Origin of the sequence: Amycolatopsis sp. NPDC059027, assembly GCF_042739735.1 — a bacterium.
Classification (GTDB): Bacteria; Actinomycetota; Actinomycetes; order Mycobacteriales; family Pseudonocardiaceae; genus Amycolatopsis.
Genome location: NZ_JBHYIK010000123.1, coordinates 1 through 17754, shown reverse-complemented (window position 1 = coordinate 17754; position 17754 = coordinate 1). Strand labels below are relative to the sequence as shown.

The 17754-nt window shown below is 70.3% G+C and carries 17 protein-coding genes; 8 read left to right on the top strand and 9 right to left on the bottom strand.

What is annotated here, in order from left to right; all coding sequences use genetic code 11:
- Positions 1-56: 56 nt before the first annotated feature.
- Together fabI and fabG are read right to left on the bottom strand one after the other, a co-directional pair.
- A complete protein-coding gene (gene fabI, locus ACFWY9_RS43265; protein ID WP_378322739.1) occupies positions 57-824 on the bottom strand; it encodes an enoyl-ACP reductase FabI in 768 nt (255 codons plus the stop codon).
- A 42-nt stretch (positions 825-866) separates the two neighbouring features.
- Positions 867-1571, bottom strand: a complete 705-nt coding sequence (gene fabG / locus ACFWY9_RS43260) for a 3-oxoacyl-ACP reductase FabG (protein ID WP_378322738.1) — start codon at positions 1569-1571, stop codon at positions 867-869.
- Between the two features lie 191 nt (positions 1572-1762).
- Here fabG and ACFWY9_RS43255 point away from each other — a divergent pair, with 191 nt between their 5' ends.
- The 7 genes from ACFWY9_RS43255 (at position 1763) to ACFWY9_RS43225 (ending at position 8456) form a co-directional block, all read left to right on the top strand.
- Positions 1763-3094: an MFS transporter gene (locus ACFWY9_RS43255; protein WP_378341624.1), complete on the top strand. Its 1332-nt coding sequence runs from the start codon at positions 1763-1765 to the stop codon at positions 3092-3094.
- A gap of 10 nt (positions 3095-3104) precedes the next feature.
- Positions 3105-3773, top strand: coding sequence for a response regulator transcription factor (locus tag ACFWY9_RS43250; protein ID WP_378322736.1), 669 nt, complete (start codon positions 3105-3107; stop codon positions 3771-3773).
- Positions 3774-3777: 4 nt separating this feature from the next.
- Positions 3778-5187, top strand: coding sequence for a sensor histidine kinase (locus tag ACFWY9_RS43245; RefSeq protein WP_378341623.1), 1410 nt, complete (start codon positions 3778-3780; stop codon positions 5185-5187).
- Positions 5184-6131, top strand: coding sequence for a TAXI family TRAP transporter solute-binding subunit (locus ACFWY9_RS43240; protein ID WP_378341622.1), 948 nt, complete (start codon positions 5184-5186; stop codon positions 6129-6131). Before ACFWY9_RS43245 ends, ACFWY9_RS43240 begins: the two co-directional genes overlap by 4 nt.
- A 102-nt stretch (positions 6132-6233) precedes the next feature.
- The gene (locus tag ACFWY9_RS43235; RefSeq protein WP_378341621.1) at positions 6234-7493 is read left to right on the top strand and encodes an alpha/beta hydrolase family protein; all 1260 of its coding nucleotides are present in this window, start codon (positions 6234-6236) and stop codon (positions 7491-7493) included.
- Positions 7494-7560: 67 nt separating this feature from the next.
- Positions 7561-7989: an acyl-CoA thioesterase gene (locus ACFWY9_RS43230; RefSeq protein WP_378322730.1), complete on the top strand. Its 429-nt coding sequence runs from the start codon at positions 7561-7563 to the stop codon at positions 7987-7989.
- A 5-nt stretch (positions 7990-7994) separates the two neighbouring features.
- A complete protein-coding gene (locus tag ACFWY9_RS43225) occupies positions 7995-8456 on the top strand; it encodes a tRNA (cytidine(34)-2'-O)-methyltransferase (protein ID WP_378341620.1) in 462 nt (153 codons plus the stop codon).
- A gap of 6 nt (positions 8457-8462) precedes the next feature.
- Here the strand turns inward: ACFWY9_RS43225 and ACFWY9_RS43220 are convergent, their stop codons facing one another.
- The 7 genes from ACFWY9_RS43220 to ACFWY9_RS43190 all read right to left on the bottom strand — a co-directional run bounded on the left by ACFWY9_RS43220 (position 8463) and on the right by ACFWY9_RS43190 (position 14459).
- Positions 8463-8834, bottom strand: coding sequence for a hypothetical protein (locus tag ACFWY9_RS43220; protein WP_378322727.1), 372 nt, complete (start codon positions 8832-8834; stop codon positions 8463-8465).
- Complete coding sequence (locus ACFWY9_RS43215; protein WP_378322726.1) at positions 8834-9814, bottom strand: VWA domain-containing protein; 981 nt, start codon at positions 9812-9814, stop codon at positions 8834-8836. The genes ACFWY9_RS43220 and ACFWY9_RS43215 overlap by 1 nt, the downstream gene beginning before the upstream one ends.
- Before the next feature lie 76 nt (positions 9815-9890).
- Positions 9891-10835 (bottom strand): DUF58 domain-containing protein, encoded by a 945-nt coding sequence (locus tag ACFWY9_RS43210; protein WP_378322725.1) that lies wholly within the window; start codon positions 10833-10835, stop codon positions 9891-9893.
- Between the two features lie 6 nt (positions 10836-10841).
- Entirely contained in the window at positions 10842-11909 is a 1068-nt protein-coding gene (locus ACFWY9_RS43205; RefSeq protein WP_378341619.1) for an AAA family ATPase, read from the bottom strand.
- Positions 11910-12068: 159 nt separating this feature from the next.
- Positions 12069-12617 (bottom strand): molybdenum cofactor guanylyltransferase, encoded by a 549-nt coding sequence (locus tag ACFWY9_RS43200; protein ID WP_378322722.1) that lies wholly within the window; start codon positions 12615-12617, stop codon positions 12069-12071.
- On the bottom strand, positions 12618-13064 hold the full coding sequence (locus ACFWY9_RS43195; protein ID WP_378341618.1) for a group II truncated hemoglobin: 447 nt from the start codon (positions 13062-13064) through the stop codon (positions 12618-12620).
- Between the two features lie 45 nt (positions 13065-13109).
- Entirely contained in the window at positions 13110-14459 is a 1350-nt protein-coding gene (locus ACFWY9_RS43190) for an NlpC/P60 family protein (protein ID WP_378322720.1), read from the bottom strand.
- Positions 14460-14832: 373 nt separating this feature from the next.
- Here ACFWY9_RS43190 and acnA point away from each other — a divergent pair, with 373 nt between their 5' ends.
- Positions 14833-17643: an aconitate hydratase AcnA gene (gene acnA, locus ACFWY9_RS43185; RefSeq protein ID WP_378322719.1), complete on the top strand. Its 2811-nt coding sequence runs from the start codon at positions 14833-14835 to the stop codon at positions 17641-17643.
- Positions 17644-17754 lie beyond the last annotated feature (111 nt).

Sequence of the window (17754 nt, the reverse complement as noted above, 5' to 3'; positions counted from 1 at the left end):
CCTTACGGGCGTCTGACGCCCGTAAGGTGGCCTTAACGGCGCTTGAGCAGCGGCAGTCAGATGCCGAGGGCGTGGACGCCGCCGTCGACCATGATCATCGAGCCGGTGGTGGCGGGCAGCCAGTCCGACAGGACCGCGCAGACGGACTTCGCCGTCGGGTCCGGGTCGGAGCTGTCCCAGCCGAGCGGCGCACGGTCGCCCCAGCCTTCCTCCAGCTCGTTGAAGCCCGGGATCGACTTCGCCGCCATCGTCTTCATCGGGCCCGCGGACACCAGGTTGACCCGGATGCCCTTCGGCCCGAGCTCCTTCGCCAGGTAGCGGTTGACCGACTCCAGCGCCGCCTTCGCCACGCCCATCCAGTTGTAGACCGGCCACGCGACCCGCGCGTCGAAGTCCATGCCGACGATCGACGCGCCACGGCTCAGCAGCGGCAGCGTAGCCACCGTAAGGGCTTTGAACGAGAACGCGGAGACGTCCACCGCGACCTTGACGTCCTCGCTCGGGGCGTCCAGGAACGGCGCACCGAGGCAGGTCTGCGGGGCGAAGCCGATCGAGTGCAGGACGCCGTCGAGGCCGTCGACGTGCTCACGGACGCGGTCCGCCAGCGAGTCCAGGTGCTCCTGGTTGGTGACGTCCAGCTCCAGGACCGGCGCCTCCTCGGGCAGCCGCTTGGCGATGCGCTCGACGAGCGACAGCCTGCCGAAGCCGGTGAGCACCACCTTCGCCCCCTCCTGCTGGGCGATCCTGGCCGCGTGGAACGCGAGCGACGCGTCGGTGATGACGCCGGTGATGAGCAGGCGCTTGCCTTCGAGCAGTCCGGGCACGAATCCTCCAGGTCGTGGTTCGGAAGGGAAAACCGAGGGGGGTCAGTGGCCGAGGCCGAGGCCACCGTCGACGGGCAGCACCGCGCCGTTGACGTAGCCGGCCTCCTCCGAGGCGAGGTACCGGACCGCGGCGGCGATCTCGGCCGGATCGGCGTAGCGGCCGGCCGGGATCTGGCCGAGGATCTGCTGCTTGCGCTCCTCGCCGAGTTCGTCGGTCATGTCGGTCTGCACGAACCCCGGCGTGATGACGTTCGAGGTGATGTTGCGCGAGCCCAGCTCCCGCGCCAGCGACCGCGCGAAGCCGATCAGCCCGGCCTTGCTCGCCGCGTAGTTCGCCTGGCCGGCCGAGCCGGTCAGCGCGACCACCGAGGAGATGAACACGAACCGGCCCCACTTGCCGCGCAGCATCCCGCGGGAGGCGCGCTTGGCGACGCGGTAGGCGCCGGTGAGGTTCGCGTCGACCACGCGGGCGAACTGGTCCTCGCTCATCCGCATCAGCAGCGTGTCGTCGGTCAGGCCCGCGTTCGACACCAGCACCTCGACCGGGCCCTGGTGCTCCTCGACGAGCTTGAAGGCCTCGTCGATCTGCTCGGTGTCGGTGACGTCCGCCTGCACGCCGAACAACCCGTCCGGGGCGCCCGAACCGCGGTGGGTGACAGCCACCTTGTGGCCTTGTCCCGCGAGATCCCGGGCGATCGCCAGACCGATGCCACGGTTGCCCCCGGTGACCAGAACCGACCGTCCCACTACAGCACTCCTCGCGTCGTCTCCGCACTGACGGCCACGAGGCTATCGGCTGACGTCGCAGGCCCCGCACCCGCCGCTCCCTTACCTCCGGGTAGCCACGAACGTCCTAAGCGGATGTTAGGAACCGTCCCCCGTACTTGCCCGTTCGTCACCGATTGTTCACGGTGAGCCTCAACACAGGAGGGTCAAAGATGACAACCCGGATCACCGAGTCCACGCCCGCGAGCGAACGGCGGGTCATCGGCAACGTGCTGCGCGGATCGATCGGCAACCTGATCGAGTGGTACGACTGGTACGCCTACGCCGCGTTCACCACTTACTTCGCGAAGTCGTTCTTCCCCGCCAAGGACACCACGGCGGCTTTCCTCGGAACGGCGGCGGTTTTCGCGGTCGGGTTCCTCATGCGGCCGCTCGGCGGCTGGATGCTCGGCCGGATCGCCGACCGGTTCGGGCGCCGGTTCGCGCTGGTGCTGTCGGTCTCGATGATGGCCTTCGGCTCGCTGCTCATCGCGGTCACCCCGACGTACAAGGACATCGGCATCGCCGCGCCGATCCTGCTCCTGCTCGCCCGTCTCATCCAGGGCCTTTCGGTCGGCGGCGAGTACTCCACCTCCGCGACCTATCTGTCCGAAGTGGCCACTCCCGGCAAACGCGGGTTCTACTCCAGCTTCCAGTACGTGACCCTGTACGGCGGCCAGCTCCTCGCGCTCGGCCTCCAGTTGCTGCTGCAGAGCATCCTTACCGAGGCTCAGCTGACGGCGTGGGGCTGGCGGATCGCGTTCGTCGTCGGCGCGGTGGCCGCGGTCGTGGTCATGTACCTGCGGCGTGGCATGGACGAGTCCGCGAGCTTCGAGGCCGAAAGCGCCAAGAGCGGCGGATCCGGCCGCCAGGCGGGCGAACGCGGCACCCTGCGCGCACTGATCAAGTATCCCAAGGAGATCGCGCTCGTCGTCGGCCTGACGCTGGGCGGCACGGTGTCGTTCTACACCTTCGCCACCTACAGCCAGAAGTTCATGGAGAACACCGCGGGCATCCCGCGCCGGACGGTCACCGTCATCCTGTTCTCGGCGATCCTCGTCGCGGCGATCCTGCAGCCCCTCGCGGGGAAGCTGTCCGACCGCATCGGGCGCCGCAAGCTGCTGATGTTCTTCGGTATCGGCGGCACGCTCTGCACGGTCCCGATCATGACGCTGATGGGCGCGACGAAGCAGCCGGTGCTCGCCTTCCTGCTGATGCTCGCCGGGCTGGTGATCGTCACCGGGTACACCTCGATCAACGCGATCGTGAAGGCCGAGCTGTTCCCGACCAAGATCCGCGCGCTCGGCGTCGGCCTGCCCTACGCGCTGACCGTCGCGATCTTCGGCGGCACCGCGGAACTCATCGCGCAGGCGCTGAAGACCGCGGGTCACGAATCGGTGTTCTTCTGGTACGTCACGGGCTGCGTGCTGGTCTCGCTCATCGTGTACGGGACAATGCGCGAGACCTCGCACAGTTCCGAGCTGGAACGCGACCACGAGGCCTGAGGCGAAAGGGATGACGGTGCGCGTGCTGCTGGTCGAGGACGAACCGGCGATCGCCGAAGCGCTCACCGACATCCTGCACGCCCATCGGCACACGGTCACGCACGTCGCTCGCGGTGCCGACGCCCTGCTCCGGCACCGCGACGCCGACCTGCTGCTGCTGGACCTGATGCTGCCCGACCTGCACGGGCTCGAGGTGCTGCGCAAACTGCGCCAGGTCTCCACGGTGCCGGTCATCGTGCTGACCGCGCTGGGCGACGAGCGGACCGTGGTCCGCGGCCTCCGCCTCGGCGCCGACGACTACCTGCGCAAACCCGTCGGCAAGGCCGAACTGCTCGCCAGGATGGACACCGTGCTCCGCCGCGCCGCGGCCCGCGCCGTCCCGGCCGGGGACATCGTCCGCATCGAGGACGTCGAGATCGACCTCGGGAAACGGCGCGTCCTGGTGGCGGGCCACGACATCGGGCTCACCACCAAGGAGTTCGACATCCTCGCCGTGCTGGCCGAGCGACCCGGCGCCGCGGTCAGCAGGCAGCGGCTGATGGACGAGGTGTGGGGCGACGCCCATGTCGGCGTGTCCCGGTCGCTCGACGTCCACCTGACCGGGCTGCGGTCGAAACTCGACCGGCCCGGCCTGGTCACCACCATCCGCGGCTTCGGCTACCGGCTCGGCCGGGACTGACCCGGTGCGCACCCGGCTCCTGGCCGTCCTGGTCACGCTCGCGCTGGCCGTGGTCGCCGCGTTCGCGGTGCCGCTGCTGATCTCCACCACCGAGCAGCGCACCCAGCAGCTGGTCATCGGCCGCAGCGCGGACGTCGACCGCTTCGTCGTGCTGGCTCAGCAAGCCGTCGACTCCCGAGACGCGGGCGCGCTCACCGCGGACGCGAACCGCTACGCCGAGCTGTACGGCGAGGCCGTGGTCGTGGTGAACGCGCAGCGCGTGCCGCTCGTGCAGGCGGGCGGGATGACCGCGGCCGAACCCGCGGTCCACGCGCTCGTCGAGGCGACCATGCGGAACGAGCCCGCGCCGAAGGTCGAACAGCTGACGCCGTGGTCGGACGAGCCCGCGTTGTTCGCCCGGCCGGTCGGCACCGGGACACGGGTGGCGGGCGTCGTCGTGCTCCGGGCGTCGGTGGCCGCGGCGACCGCCGACGTCGCCGACCGCTGGAGCGCGATCGGGGCGGGCGCGCTGCTGGTCGCGGTGGTGTTCGTGCTGCTCGCCGTGCTGCTGGCGCACTGGATGCTGCGGCCGCTCAACGAACTCGAGGCCGGTGTCCTCGCGGTGGCGTCCGGCCATCGCGCGCAGGTACGCGAACGCGCGGGGCCCGGGGAGCTGCGGTCGCTGGCGAAACTGTTCAACCGGATGTCCGACGCCGTTCTGGAGTCCGCCGAACAGCAACACCAGCTCGTCGCCGACGCCTCTCACCAGCTCCGGAACCCGATGGCCGCGTTACGGTTGCGCGTAGACGGCCTCGCCCCGCACATCGACGAAGAAGCCCAGAAGACTTACCGCGCAACGGTTTCGGAGGTCGAGCGGCTGGAGAAGCTGCTCGACGGCCTGCTCGCGCTGGCGCTCGCGGAGAGTACGGCGACCCGGCTGGCGGCAGGCACCGCCGAGGACGAGCCGTGCGATCTGCCTTCGGTGCTCTCCGAGCGCGTCGACGCCTGGCGTCCGGCCGCGGACGACGCGGGCGCGAAAATCGTGCCCGCCGACGGGCACTCCGAACCGGTCCTCGTGCGATGTTCCGAAGGCCAGCTCGCCGAGATCCTCGACGTCCTGCTCGACAACGCCGTGCACTACGCCGGGCGCGGCGCCACCATCACCGCGCGCTGGAGCACCGATCCGGCGGCGGGCACCGCGACGCTGTCGGTCGCCGACGACGGGCCCGGACTGTCCACAGAGGACCGTGAGCGGGCGGTACGGCGGTTCTGGCGAGGCAGTGGCGAAGGCGCGCCGCGCGGTACCGGGCTGGGCCTGGCGATCGCGAGCCAGCACGTCCGCACCCGCGACGGACGGCTCGAACTGCACGCCGTGGAGCCACACGGGCTCGACGTCCGGGTCGTCCTGCCCCTGGCCGAGGAGGACGCCCCATGAGCGGCTTCTCCCGGCGCGCCGCGCTGCTCGGCGGTCTCGGCCTCGCGCTCGCGGGGTGTTCGTCCTCGGGGTACCGCGGCCCGGAACGCGCCGTCACCATCGCGGCGGGTGAACCCGGCGGGTTCTACCTCGCCTTCGCCGAACTCCTCGCCGCGGAACTCGGCCGCGCCGAACCGCTGCTGCACTGCACCGCGGTACCGACCGACGCGAGCGTCACCAACGTGCAGCGTGTCCGCGACGGAGCCGCCGACCTCGGTCTGGTCAGCTCCGACATCGCACACGCCGCGGCCGCCGGGGCCCGCCCGTTCACCGCGCCGGTGCCGCTGCGCGCGATCGGCCGCGTCTACGAGAACTACCTTCAGCTCGTGGCCAGGGCGGACAGCGGCGTGCGCGGGCTCGCCGACCTGGCAGGGCGTCCCGTCGTGCTGGGCGCGAGCGGCTCGGGCGCCGCGCAGTTCGGCGAACGGCTGTTCGCCGCGGCGGGGGTCCGGGTGAACGCGCAGCACCTGCAACTCGCCGACTCGATCGCGTCGCTGGCTTCGAAGCGCAGTGACGCGATCCTGTGGTCCGGCGGGATTCCGACCCCCGCGCTGGCCGAGCTCAACCGCACGACCCCGATCACGCTCGTCCCGCTCGACGGCGTGCTGTCCGCGCTGCGCGCCGCGTACGGTCCGGTGTACGACCAGGTTCTCGTCCCCGCCGAGGCCTACCGCGGTGTCGGGGAGCTGGGCACCATCGGGGTCGCGAACCTGCTCGTCTGCTCGCCCGCACTGCCCGGCGACGTCGCCGACGCGGTGGTGCGGCTGCTCGTGGGCAGGGCCGCCGAACTGGTTCCCGCCCAGGCCGTCGGGACGCAGTTCCTCGACGTGCGCACCCTGATCGGCACCGGTGCCGTGCCGCTGCATCCCGGTGCGGCCGCCGCCTACCGCGCGCTGCATGGGTGAAACCCCCTACCGGGGTCGGACCCTTGTCCCTCAAATGTGGGACGCGGACACGCCCGGCGCTCCGCCAGAGTGTGAAGATCTTCGACGTTCTGGAGGTCCACGTTGCGTTCTCTCGCCGTGGCCGGAAGTCTCGCGCTCGCCGCCACCCTCGGCGCCGCGGTCCCGGCCACCGCCGCCCCCGCGGCGGCGCCCGTCCGGCTCACCCTGCCCACCCTCACCGGCCCGTACCAGGTCGGCACCACCTCGCTGCATCTCGTCGACCCACAGCGCAAGGATCCGTGGGTGGTTTCGCAGCAACGCGAACTGATGGCCACGGTCACCTATCCCGTGCGACACTCGCGGCCCGCTCCCCGCGCTCCGTGGCAGCCGCCGGGTGTCGCCGCGTCGACCGAGAAGCTGGGCGAGGTCCAGCTCGGACTCCCGCCGAAGTCGGTCGACTGGGCCGCGACCCAGCGCCACGCGCGTACCGATGCGCCCGCGGACCCCTCGCTCGGGCAACGTCCCGTCGTCCTGTTCTCGCCCGGTTACGGCGTGGCGCGCGAAACATACGCCGTCCTCACCGACGACCTCGCGAGCCGAGGCTATGTGGTCGTCTCGCTCTCCCATACCCACGAGTCCGCAGCGGTCGAGTTCCCCGGCGGCCGGGTCGAGCGCTCGATGTCCGCTCCCGGTGACCCCGTGGAGATGAAGAAGGCCATCGACACCCGTGTCGGCGACAGCCGGTTCCTGCTCGACCAGCTGACCCGCCTGGCACAGGGGGACAACCCCGATGCGGAGCAGCGCCCGCTCCCCCGTCACCTCGGCCAGGCGCTGGATCTCTCGCGGGTCGGCATGTTCGGCCATTCCTACGGCGGCTACACCAGCGGCGAGACGATGTACCACGACAGCCGTATCGACGCGGGCGTCAACCTCGACGGCGCGATGGCCTACGGCTTCGGCGCCAACGGTATCCCGTACCTGCCCGGCGAGGTGGTCAAGCACGGTCTCGACCGGCCGTTCCTGCTGTTCGGCAGCCAGCTCGTCGATCCGGCAACCGGCAAGCCGACCGACCACAACCACGTCAACCCCTTCGACCGGTCATGGGTCGACTTCTGGGCCAGCCAGCGCGGCTGGAAGCGCGATCTCACGATCGACGGCAGCAGGCATCTCGGTTACAGCGACCTCCAGGCGCTCGTCCCGCAGTTCGCGCAGCTCATCTCGGCGGACAAACGCATCGACCTGATCGGGACCGTCGATCCCGGGCGTTCGCTGACCGCCCAGCGTGACTTCGTCTCCGGTTTCTTCGACCTGCATCTGCGGGGCTTCGACCGGCACCTGTTCGACGGTCCCTCGCCGTGCTACCCCGAGGTCAAGTTCGTCTAGCGTCCTGCGGCGCACCCGCGCCCGGGCAGGCGGTCATCCGTCCGGTCCGATCACCTAGATTGGACGGATGACCGCACCTCGCAAGCCGATCGTCGAAATGCCGCTGCGTGTCCGCTACCACGAATGCGACGGCCAGGGCATCGTCTTCAACGCCCACTACATGGCCTACGTCGACATGGCCTGCTTCGAGATCGAGAAGGCGCTTTTCGGTACGCACGAAGAGTTCCTGGCCAACGGCGTGGACGTCGTGGTCGCCGAGTGCACCCTCAGGTTCCGCGCGCCGGCGCGCTTCGACGAGGAACTCGTCGTCGCCCCGTTCCTCAACCACCTCGGCACGACGTCGCTGATCTTCGACTTCGAGATCCGCCGCGGCGACACCCTGATCGCCGAGGCCACCCTCCGGTACGTGTTCGTCGATCCCGCCACCATGACCAAGACCGCGCCACCCGAGCAGGTGCGCGACGCCTACCTCCCGTACCTGCCCGCCGAGGGCTGACCCGCGTGTTCCGGATCCTCTTCTACCACCCGGAAATCCCGCCGAACACCGGGAACGCCATCCGGCTCGCCGCGAACACCGGCTGCGAACTGCATCTGGTCGAGCCGCTCGGCTTCGGCTTCGAGGACAAGCAGCTGCGCCGCGCCGGCCTCGACTACCACGACCTCGCCCGCGTGCACGTCCACGCCGATCTCGACGCGGCGTGGCACGCCCTGCTGCCCGCGAAGGTCTACGCCTTCAGCGCGTCCGCGACCCGCCTGCACACCGATGTCGCCTACGCGCCGGGAGACGTGCTCATGTTCGGCCCGGAGTCGGCCGGGCTGCCCGCCGACGTCCAGCACGCACCCGAGGTCACCGACCGCGTCCGCCTGCCCATGCTGCCGACGAGCCGGTCCCTCAACCTCGCGAACACCGCGGCCATCAGCGTCTACGAAGCCTGGCGCCAGAACGGGTTCGCGAACTCGTGAGCCTCCTCAGGCCCGGGGCGGCTCAACCGGCACGAGTGCCCCCTCCATGGCCGAGGAAAGCCTCGCGGCCAGCCGCGCCGGAGCCGGGTGAGGAGGCAGGATCGCGGAGGCGAACTGAGTCGACGCGTAGTGCGCCCCGCCGCCGCTGCTCTGCAGATACACGCTGACATGAACGTTCCGGTCGGCGGGAATCTCGAACGACACGGTGCCCCACGAAACCACGTACTGCCTGCCGTCGATGCTCGCGATCGGCGCGCTCCGGCGTGCTTCGTTGCCACCGCACGGTATGTCGATGACGAGCAGTCGCCGTGGACCGTCGTGATACTCGACGTACGGGATCACACCCGGCGCCGTTGCCAGCACGGACGGGCTCGTCATCAGGGCAGTCTCTGGCCGATGAACAACGACGCCGCCGCGCCGATCATCAGCACCAGCGTGCCGAGCACGACCCACGGTTTGCTCGCGTCGGCGTCCTTGAGCTCGTAGCCGATCTGCTCGCCGAGGTCGGCGTAGACCCGTTTCAGCTCGTCCGCGCTGGCCGCCTTGTAGAAGTCGCCGCCGGACAGCCGCGCGATCTCCTGCAGCGACTCGTCGTCGACCCGGACGTCCTGGGGTTTGCCGTCGATGTCCACCGAACCGTGGGAAGTCCCGAACGAGATCGACGAGATCGGGATCTGTGCCTGTTTCGCCGCCAGCGCCGCCGTGTACCCGCCCCGTGGCGCGTACAGGTCGTCCGGCACGGTCTGCTTGCCGTCGCTCATCAGCACGATCCGCGCGGGCGGTGGTCCCTCCGCGCCGCCGACGACCGCCGAGAAACTCTCGATCGATTGCAGCGCCGCGAAAATACCCTCACCGGTGGCGGTGGACTGCGCGAGCTTGAGGTTGTCGATCGCCTTCACCACGCCGCCGCGATCGGTGGTCGGATTGACCAGCACGGTCGCCGTCCCGGCGAAGGAGATCAGCCCGAGGTTCACCCCCGGCGTCATGTTCTGCGCGAACGACCTCGCCGCCTCCTGCGCCGCCTTGAGCCGCGTGGGCGCGACGTCGGTCGCCTCCATGGACAGCGACACGTCGATCACCAGCATCACCGTGGCCCGGTTGCGCGGGACCTTCTGCTCGGCGGTCGGCCCGGCGAGCGCGACGGTCAGCACCAGCATCGCCAGCACGATCAGGATCGCCGGGAGGTGCCGGATCCAGCCCTGCGCTTTCGGCGCGACCTTTTCCAGCAGCTCCAGGTTCGCGAACCGCATCGTCCGCTTGCGGCGGGCACGCTGCGAAAGCACGTACCCGACGACGACGGCGGCCACCGCCAGCAGCAGCAGGAACCACCACGGCGACGCGAAGCCGGTCAGGCTCATGCGAAGGACTCGCTTCGCGAGACTGCGTCAATTCCCTTTTGGCGCATGACATCCATGATTCGCTCGCAAGCTTCGCTCATGCCACTCCCCCCGACCAACGACGTTTACGAGCAACGACGAACCGGACCATGTCGGCGATCCAGTCGGAATCGGTGCGCAGCACCAGATGTGCCGCGCCCGCGCGCCGCAGCGCGCTCGCGACCTCCGCCCGGTGTGCCTGCGCGGCCGCCCCGAACTCCTTGCGCAGCAACGCCGAAGCGTGCACCTCGCGCTGCCTCCCGGTCTCCGGATCGGCGAGCACGACGGTGCCCACCTCGGGCAGATCGACGTCCCGCGGGTCGAGGACCTCGATCGCGATCAGGTCGTGCCGCCCGCCCAGCGCCCGCAGCGGACGCTGCCATTCGGTACCGCCGAGGAAATCGGAGATCACCACCGCGAGGCCCCGCCTGCGCGGCGGCCGCCGCAGCTGCTCCAGTGCCTGGGCGAGGTCACCCCGCACGCCTTCGGCGGCACGCGGCGTCTGCGCCACCCGGCGCACCAGGCCGCGCGCGTGCGCCAGCCCGCCCCTGGCGGGCACCCGCGCAGACTCCGCGCCGTTCGAGATCAGCGCGCCGATCCGGTTACCACCACCGCCGGTCAGATGCGCGACCGCGGCGACGGCACAGACGACCAGATCCCGCTTCTCGCACAACGCGGTCCCGAAGTCGAGACTCGCCGAAAGATCCGCGACGACCCAGGTCTCCAGCTCGCGGTCGGCCACCGTCTCCCGGATGTGCGGGGTCGTGGTCCGCGCGGTGACCGCCCAGTCCATCCGGCGCACGTCGTCGCCGGGCTGGTACGGCCGGGCCTCGCCCGGTTCCGAACCCGGCCCCGGCACGAGGCCGAGGTGGTTGCCCTGCAGCAGCCCGTCGAGCCTGCGGCGCACGTCCAGTTCGAGCGTGCGCAGCCCGGCCTCCAGCCGGTCCCCGCGCAGGATCGGCGGCGCCCACGAGGGGTGCTCGCCCTGCTCGTTCTTCACCACCGCGGGTTACCTGACGGGTGCGGCGCCGACGGGCGGCTGCCCGGAGCCGCTCTGCGGGCGCGCCGAGACCTGCGGCAGCGGGACGGTCTGCAGGACGCGGCTGATGATGTGGTCGATGGGGACACCGTCGGCCAGCGCGTCGTAGGACAGCACGAGCCGGTGCCGCAGCACGTCCGGGACGACGTCGACGACGTCCTGCGGGAGCACGTAGTCCCGGCCACGGACCAGCGCGAGCGCCCGCGCGGCGGCGATGATGCCCAGGCTCGCGCGCGGCGAGGCACCGTAGGAGACCCACCCGGCGACGTCGGCGAGGCCGTGCTCGTTCGGCGTACGGGTGGTGAGCACGAGCCGCACCACGTAGTCGACCAGCGCGTGGTGCACGAAGACCTGCGACGCGACGCCCTGCAGCCGGACCAGCTCGGCCGGGCTCAGCACCTCGTGCGGGGTGGGCGGGGTGACACCCATCCGGTAGATGATCTCGCGCTCCTCCTCGGCGGAGGGGTACTCCACGACGATCTTGAACAGGAACCGGTCGCGCTGCGCCTCCGGCAGCGGGTAGACGCCCTCGTTCTCGATCGGGTTCTGCGTCGCCAGCACCAGGAACGGGTCCGGCATCGGGAAGGTCTGCCCGCCGATGGACACGTGCCGCTCGGCCATCACCTCGAGCATCGCCGACTGCACCTTCGCCGGCGCGCGGTTGATCTCGTCGGCGAGCACGAAGTTCGCCACGACCGGGCCGAGCTCGACGTCGAACCGCTCGGCGCCCTGCCGGTAGATCCGCGTGCCGAGGATGTCGGCGGGCACGAGGTCCGGGGTGAACTGGACACGGGAGAACGACCCGCCGACCACCCGCGCGAAGGTCTCCACCGCGAGGGTCTTCGCCACGCCGGGCACGCCTTCCAGCAGCAGGTGGCCCTTGGCCAGCAGCCCGACGAGCATCCGCTCGACCAGTCTGTCCTGGCCGACGATGATGCGCTTGACCTCGAACACGGTCCGCTCCAGCAGCTGGGCGTCCCGTGCCGGTGTCGGGGCCTGCTGCCCGTTGCCACCCTCGGCGTAGCCGGCCTCGGTCACTCTGCCTCCTGTGTGTCTCCACTCCACCGCGAGACGGCGAGCTGGGCGCCGCGACGGTGATCACGCCTGCGGTGCGACGGTACTGCCTCCCCCGGCGGCGGGGCACGGCGGCCCGCGACGTCAGTCAACAACATCGCCGGTGTGACAGTTGTGAAGACGTCAGGAATGCCGCTCGAGGTCCCCCGGCGTGTCGATGTCGTCGGCTTCCCCCCGCCGGGCGAGGACCTCGGCGATCTCCAGACCGCCCAGTGTGCGCCGCAGCGACGCGTTCTCGGCCTGCTCCGGCAGTGCTTCGCGCAGCGCACCGGCCTGCCACGCGCCCAGCAGCCACTGCCGTTCCCCGGTTTCGTCGAGCAGCACCGCGCCGTCCCGCGTGCCCAGCCCGGCGAGCAACCGGTCCACAGTGGACTTCCGGACGCCGGGCAGATCCGCCGCCAGCACGACCACCCGCTCGACGTCCGCCGGGATCTCGGCGAGTCCGGCCGCCAGCGCCGCGACCGGCCCGCTGCCCGGCTCCGCCTCCCGCGTCCACACGACGTCACCGAAGCCCGGCCGCTCCGGCCCGGCCACCACGATCCGTTCGGCGCCCGAGAGCGCCTCGATCGCCTTGGCCAGCAACGAAGTCCCGCCCACCACCAGCGCCGGTTTGTCCACTCCGGACAGCCGTCGCGCGCGGCCGCCCGCCAGCACGATTCCCGCGTACCGCATTCAGTCCCGCAGCCCGTCCCAGGTCCAGCGCGGCATCGACAGCCCGGCGGGGACCCCGTCGTCCGGATAGGACAGAACCTCGGCGACCGCCCACTCCATGTACGCGCGCAGCGCCGCCCGGAACGCCGGATCGTCCGGCAGCCCCGCGTCGTCGGCCGCGTGCACGAAGCACTCGACGAACCGGCGGCCGAGATCGCTCATGTCGCCGTTGCCGGAGTGCATCGCCAGCATCGCGGTGTGGTCCCCGCACGACTCGGAGTACCGCGGCGGCCCGCCCATGACCTCGGCCCAGTACGCCGCCAGCCGTTCGACATGCCGCGGGTCCTGGTCCGGATGGGAGAACGGGTGATTCAGCTCGGGGTCGGCGAGGCACCGCACGTGGTGTGCGGTGGCGAGCGCCAGGAACGCGGGCTCGCCACCGGCGAATTCGAACAGGGAAGGACGCACCCGCCGAGCCTCGCACACCGGCTCCGCCCGCGGTACCAGGACCGGTCAGCCGATGAGACGCGTGGCGTACGGCATGATCTCGCCGTAGCGCACCGACGTCACGTGCACGACCGTCCCGGACTCCTGCGCCTCGATCATCTGCCCGCCGCCGAGGTACAGCGCGACGTGGTGGACGTTGCCAGGGTAACCCCAGAACAGCATGTCGCCGCGGCGCATCTGGGAGATCGGGACCTGGCGCCCCGAGGTGTACTGGTAACCGCTGTAGTGCACCAGGGAACGCACCCCGGCGAACGCGTAGATCATCAGGCCCGAGCAGTCGAAGCCGATCTTGTTGTAGTCGCCGTAGGCGTCGGCGACCCCGCCGTCGCGGATGCCGTAGGTCGGGCCGCTCGCGTTGCCGCCGCCCCAGGCGTAGGGCAGGCCGAGCTTGGACATCGCCCGCGCGATCACGGCCTCGACCGTCGCGCCCGCCGGAGCCGACGGGCCCGGGTCGCGCCACGCGCCGCCGCCTCCACCGCTATTGCCACTGCCCGAGTTGCGCAGCGCGGCCTGACGGGCCCGCTCCTCTTCCTCGCGCGCCTTCTGCGCGCGCCAGTCCTCGTAGCGCTGACGCTGGCCCTGGAGGCCGTCGACCTTCTGCTGCGCGGTGAAGAGCTGTTGCTCCACATCGGACTTCTGCGCCTCGAGCTGGCCGTTCTGCGCGGCCTGGTTCCGCCGCGCCTCGACGGCGGTCGCCTGCGCGGCGTCCGCGCCCGCCTTCGCCTGCTGCGCGGCGGCCTGCTTCTGCTGGGCGACGTCGAGCGCCTTGCGCGCCGCGGCGTCCTTGTTGGACTTCTCCGTCTGCGCCTGCTGCAACGCCTCCAGCGCGTTCAGCCGCTTGCCGCCGACCGCCTCCAGCAGTTGCGCCCGCGAAAGCATGTCCTTCGGGCTGTTCGAACCGAGGTAGGCCGACACCGATCCGATCGTGCTGCCCTGCTCGAAGCTCGCGGTGGCGAACGTCTTGAGGTCGGCGCGCGCCTTCTCGATGGCGCCGGCGGCCGCGTCGGCCTCGGTCCGTGCGTTCTTCGCGTCGCGGTCGGCCTGCGAGGCGGCGTCCTGCGCGGCTTCCATGTCCACGCGCGCCTTGTTGGCCAGCTCCTGCTTCGACTCGAGGTCGCTCTGCAACTGGGTGAGCCGCTGCTCGGCCTGCGCCAGCTGGTTCGTGAGCTTGCCGACCTCGCCCGCCTTGGCGTTGGCCGCGGCCTTGCCGGCATCGATTTCCGAATCGCTCGGATTCGGCGGCGGGGGCGGCGCCGCGGCACCCACACCGGTGACCCCGAGCAGGATCGCCAGCCCGAACGCGCCGACGGTCAGCCCTCTCCGGACCCCGTCCCGCTCGCCCCGCCGGATCGGCACGATCCGCCACCTCCCAGTCGGTCACACATCGGTCATAGACATCCGATGCCCCTGCTGTCACATCATTATCAGAAGCACCATCAGAAACTTACACACCGTAGGCAACAAATCCCCATATCGGGTGACCCCTGCGGCCAGGTGTGTCCGCACGGCCCGTGTCACAGGCGTGTCGTCTTGAAGTGAAAACAGGACACGCGTACTGTTTGAGGGGACGGACGAGGTGTGCCATCCCGCATCCGGACCTACGGTGGGGATGCGCAAAACTCGGTCGGAGCCGACCCGACGGCTCCCCGCCAGAAGACCGAGAACCACACACCGAACTGACCCGGGACGGACGTCGTAACGGCGCGAGTCCATGCCACTGGAGTTAGACGTGACTGCACCTGCCAGCAAGGACAGCTTCGGCGCCAAAGACACGCTGAAGGTGGGCGACGCCTCGTACGAGGTGTTCCGCCTGAACAAGGTCGAGGGCTCGCAGCGCCTGCCCTACAGCCTGAAGATCCTGCTCGAGAACCTGCTGCGCACCGAGGACGGCGCGAACATCACCGCCGACCACATCCGCGCGCTCGGCGGCTGGGATCCCAGCGCCGATCCGTCGATCGAGATCCAGTTCACGCCCGCGCGCGTGATCATGCAGGACTTCACCGGCGTGCCGTGCGTCGTCGACCTCGCCACCATGCGCGAGGCGGTCACCGACCTCGGCGGCGACCCGGACAAGGTCAACCCGCTCGCGCCCGCCGAGCTGGTCATCGACCACTCGGTGATCATCGACGTGTTCGGCCGCGCCGACGCCTTCGAGCGCAACGTCGAGATCGAGTACGAGCGCAACCGCGAGCGCTACCAGTTCCTGCGCTGGGGCCAGGGCGCCTTCGACGAGTTCAAGGTCGTCCCGCCGGGCACCGGCATCGTGCACCAGGTCAACATCGAGCACCTCGCGCGCACCGTGATGTCGCGCAACGGCCAGGCCTACCCCGACTCCTGCGTCGGCACCGACTCGCACACCACCATGGTCAACGGCCTTGGCGTCTTGGGGTGGGGAGTAGGTGGGATTGAGGCCGAGGCGGCCATGCTGGGCCAGCCGGTGTCGATGCTCATCCCGCGCGTGGTCGGCTTCAAGCTGACCGGCGAGATCCCCGCCGGGGTCACCGCGACCGACGTCGTGCTGACGATCACCGAGATGCTGCGCCGCCACGGCGTGGTCGGCAAGTTCGTCGAGTTCTACGGCGAGAGCGTCGCCCAGGTGCCGCTGGCCAACCGCGCCACCATCGGCAACATGAGCCCCGAATTCGGCTCCACCGCGGCGATCTTCCCGATCGACGAGGAGACCGTCCGCTACCTGAAGCTGACCGGCCGCTCCGCGGAGCAGGTCGCGCTCGTCGAGGCGTACGCCAAGGAGCAGGGCCTCTGGCACGACCCGTCGCACGAGGCCTCGTACTCCGAGTACCTCGAGCTGGACCTGTCCACTGTGGTCCCGTCCATCGCCGGCCCGAAGCGCCCGCAGGACCGCATCGAGCTGTCCGACGCGAAGTCGTCGTTCCGCAAGTCGATCCACGACTACGTGGACGGCGAGCAGGAGACCCCGCACACCAAGGTCGACGAGGCCGTCGAGGAGTCGTTCCCGGCCTCCGACCCGGCCGCACTGTCGTTCAAGGACGAGGACGCCGTCGACATCCAGTCGGCCGCCAACGGCGGCAGCGGCCGCCCGAGCAAGCCGGTCAAGGTGTCCAGCGCCGACCGCGGCGAGTTCATCCTCGACCACGGCGCCGTCGTGATCGCCTCGATCACCTCGTGCACCAACACGTCCAACCCGTCGGTCATGCTCGGCGCCGCGCTGCTCGCCCGCAACGCCGTCGAGAAGGGCCTCACGGTCAAGCCGTGGGTCAAGACGTCGATGGCGCCCGGCTCGCAGGTCGTCACCGACTACTACACCAAGGCCAACCTCTGGCCGTACCTGGAGAAGCTGGGCTATCACCTGGTCGGCTACGGCTGCACCACCTGCATCGGCAACTCCGGCCCGCTGTCGGACGAGATCTCCGCCGCGATCCAGGAGAACGACCTCACCGCCGTCTCGGTGCTGTCGGGCAACCGGAACTTCGAAGGCCGAATCAACCCGGACGTCAAGATGAACTACCTGGCGTCGCCGCCGCTGGTCATCGCCTACGCGCTCGCCGGGACGATGGACTTCGACTTCGCCGCCCAGCCGCTGGGCACCGACACCGACGGCAACGACGTGTTCCTGAAGGACATCTGGCCGTCGGCGCAGGAGATCCAGGAGACCATCGACTACGCGATCACGCAGGAGATGTTCACCAAGGACTACGCGGACGTCTTCGACGGTGGCGAGCGCTGGAAGTCGCTGCCCACCCCGGAGGGCAAGACCTTCGAGTGGGACGCGAACTCCACCTACGTCCGGAAGCCCCCGTACTTCGAGGGCATGGCCGCCGAGCCCGCCCCCGTCACCGACATCTCCGGTGCGCGGGTGCTGGCGAAGCTGGGCGACTCGGTCACCACCGACCACATCTCCCCCGCCGGCGCGATCAAGCCGGGCACCCCGGCCGCGCAGTACCTGGTCGAGCACGGCATCGAGCGCAAGGACTTCAACTCCTACGGTTCCCGGCGCGGGAACCACGAGGTGATGATCCGCGGCACCTTCGCCAACATCCGGCTGCGCAACCAGCTGCTTGACGACGTGCAGGGCGGCTACACCCGCGACTTCACGCAGGAGGGCGCGCCGCAGGCGTTCATCTACGACGCGGCGCAGAACTACGCCGCCGCCGGAACGCCGCTGGTCGTCCTGGGCGGCAAGGAGTACGGCTCCGGTTCGTCGCGTGACTGGGCGGCCAAGGGCACCTCGCTGCTGGGCGTCCGCGCGGTCATCACCGAGTCGTTCGAGCGGATCCACCGGTCGAACCTCATCGGCATGGGCGTCATCCCGCTGCAGTTCCCGCAGGGCGAGTCGGCCGCGTCGCTCAAGCTCGACGGCACGGAGACGTTCGACATCTCCGGCATCACGAAGCTGAACGAGGGCGAGACCCCGCGCACCGTGCACGTCACCGCCACGAAGGCCGACGGCACCAAGGTGGAGTTCGACGCCGACGTCCGCATCGACACCCCGGGTGAGGCGGACTACTACCGCAACGGCGGCATCCTGCAGTACGTGCTGCGCAAGATGACCCGTTCCTGACTCTTTCGGGCGGAGTTTCACCGGAGGGGGCCCCGGCGGCCCCCGGCCCCGGGGGGCCGGGAGGGGGTTTGGGGGAGTGGGTGTAAAGAAACAACACCGGGGGGGAGGCGG

Coding starts and splice junctions, on each gene's coding strand:
- ACFWY9_RS43255 (WP_378341624.1), top strand. CDS start 1,763: ATGACAACCCGGATCACCGAGTCCACGCCCGCGAGCGAACGGCGGGTC.
- ACFWY9_RS43250 (WP_378322736.1), top strand. CDS start 3,105: ATGACGGTGCGCGTGCTGCTGGTCGAGGACGAACCGGCGATCGCCGAA.
- ACFWY9_RS43240 (WP_378341622.1), top strand. CDS start 5,184: ATGAGCGGCTTCTCCCGGCGCGCCGCGCTGCTCGGCGGTCTCGGCCTC.
- ACFWY9_RS43230 (WP_378322730.1), top strand. CDS start 7,561: ATGACCGCACCTCGCAAGCCGATCGTCGAAATGCCGCTGCGTGTCCGC.
- ACFWY9_RS43220 (WP_378322727.1), bottom strand. CDS start 8,834: ATGACGAGCCCGTCCGTGCTGGCAACGGCGCCGGGTGTGATCCCGTAC.
- ACFWY9_RS43215 (WP_378322726.1), bottom strand. CDS start 9,814: ATGAGCCTGACCGGCTTCGCGTCGCCGTGGTGGTTCCTGCTGCTGCTG.
- ACFWY9_RS43200 (WP_378322722.1), bottom strand. CDS start 12,617: ATGCGGTACGCGGGAATCGTGCTGGCGGGCGGCCGCGCGCGACGGCTG.